This window comes from Micromonospora maritima (assembly GCF_902825405.1).
GTDB lineage: Bacteria > Actinomycetota > Actinomycetes > Mycobacteriales > Micromonosporaceae > Micromonospora > Micromonospora maritima.
In genome coordinates this window covers 1-1,982 of sequence record NZ_CADEAU010000748.1, presented here as the reverse complement: position 1 = coordinate 1,982, position 1,982 = coordinate 1, and the positions used below count along the sequence as shown (strand labels likewise).

2 protein-coding genes are annotated in these 1,982 nt (G+C 75.8%); both read left to right on the top strand.

Going from position 1 to position 1,982, the window contains the following annotated elements; translation table 11 throughout:
• Positions 1 to 394: phosphoribosyl-AMP cyclohydrolase (hisI, locus tag HUW36_RS31845; protein WP_174531452.1), on the top strand; the 394-nt coding region annotated here is incomplete at its 5' end.
• Entirely contained in the window at positions 391 to 1,944 is a 1,554-nt protein-coding gene (locus HUW36_RS31840) for an anthranilate synthase component I (protein ID WP_174531451.1), read from the top strand. The genes hisI and HUW36_RS31840, both read left to right, overlap by 4 nt.
• Positions 1,945 to 1,982: the final 38 nt, after the last annotated feature.

Sequence of the window (1,982 nt, the reverse complement as noted above, 5' to 3'; positions counted from 1 at the left end):
CTCCGGCGGCGCCGCGGCCCCCGGCCCGGCCCGCCCCTCCCGGCTCGACCCGGCCATCGCGGCCAAGCTGCGCCGCACCCCGGACGGCCTGGTCGCCGCCGTCGTCCGCGCGCACGACTCGGGGGAGGTGCTGATGGTCGCCTGGATGGACGACGAGGCGCTGCACCGCACGCTCACCACCGGCCGGGCCACCTACTGGTCGCGCAGCCGGGGGGAATACTGGGTCAAGGGCGCCACCTCCGGCCACCACCAGTACGTCCGCTCGGTGGCGCTGGACTGCGACGGCGACGCGCTGCTGGTCAGCGTGGAGCAGGTGGGCGCGGCCTGCCACACCGGGCACCGCACCTGCTTCTTCACCGAGCTGCCGGTCAGCTCGCCGGAGGCGACCCCGTGACCGACGGCGCGGTCACCCCGGACCGGACCACCTTCGCCGAGCTGGCGGCCCACTGGCGGGTCGTGCCGGTGACCCGGCGGCTGCTCGCCGACGCCGAGACCCCGGTCGGGGTCTACCGCAAGCTCGCCGGCGGGCCGGGCACGTTCCTGCTGGAGTCCGCCGAGCAGGGCGTCGGGTCGGCCGGGACCGCCTGGTCGCGCTACTCGTTCATCGGCGTCCGCAGCGCCGCCACGCTCACCGAGCGGGACGGCGCGGCCCACTGGACCGGTACGCCGCCGGCCGGCGTGCCCACCACCGGCGACCCGGTCACCGTGCTCCGGGAGACCGTCGCCGCGCTCGCCGGCCCGGCCTGGGACCCGGCCGGCGACATGCCGCCGCTCACCGGCGGCCTGGTCGGCTACCTCGGCTACGACCTGGTGCGCCGATTCGAACGACTGCCCGAGCTGACCCGCGACGAGCTGGACGTGCCCGAGCTGGGCATGATGCTCGCCACCGACCTGGTGGTGCTCGACCACTACGAGGGCTCGGCGATCCTGGTCGCCAACGCGGTGCTCCCGCCGCCGGACGCGCCCGACCGGGACGAGCGGGTCGTCGCCGCGTACCACCACGCGGTGGGCCGCCTGGACGCGATGACCACCGCGCTGTCCCGACCGATTCCGCCCATGGTCGCCACGGTCGGCCGGCCCGGCGTCGGCGAGGTGGTGAGTCGGACCCCGGCGGGCGGCTATCCCAAGGCGGTGGAGGCGGCCAAGGAGGCGATCCGGGCCGGCGAGTGCTTCCAGATCGTGCTCAGCCAGCGCTTCGAGCGCCCCACCGACGCCGACCCGCTCGACGTCTACCGGGTGCTGCGCACCACCAACCCCAGCCCGTACATGTACCTGCTGCGCTTCGACGGCTTCGACGTCGTCGGCTCGTCCCCCGAGGCGCACCTCAAGGTCAGCGGCGGTCCGGACGGGCGGCGCCGGGCCCTGCTGCACCCGATCGCGGGCACCCGCCCGCGCGGCGGCTCCCCGGAGGGCGACGCCAAGTTCGCCACCGAGCTGCTCGCCGACCCGAAGGAGCGCGCCGAGCACGTCATGCTCGTCGACCTGGGCCGCAACGACCTGGGCCGGGTCTGCCGGCCGGGCACGGTGGAGGTGCCGGAGTTCGCCACCATCGAGCGCTACAGCCACGTCATGCACATCGTCTCCACCGTCGTCGGCGAGCTGCGGGAGGACCGCACCGCGTTCGACGCGCTGGCCGCGACGTTCCCCGCCGGCACGCTCTCCGGCGCGCCCAAGGTCCGCGCCATGGAGATCATCGAGGAGCTGGAACCGGTCCGTCGGGGCGTCTACGGCGGCACCGTCGGCTACTTCGCCTTCGGCGGCGACCTGGACATGGCGATCGCCATCCGGACCGCGCTGATCCGCGACGGGCGGGCCTACGTGCAGGCCGGCGCCGGGGTGGTGGCCGATTCCGATCCCGCCGCCGAGGAGCAGGAGACCCGGAGCAAGGCCGCCGCGGTGCTCGCCGCGATCGCCGCCGCCGAGACGCTGCGGCCGGCCCGATGAGCGCCTCCGGCCCGGCCGCGACCGGCGCGCCCACCACG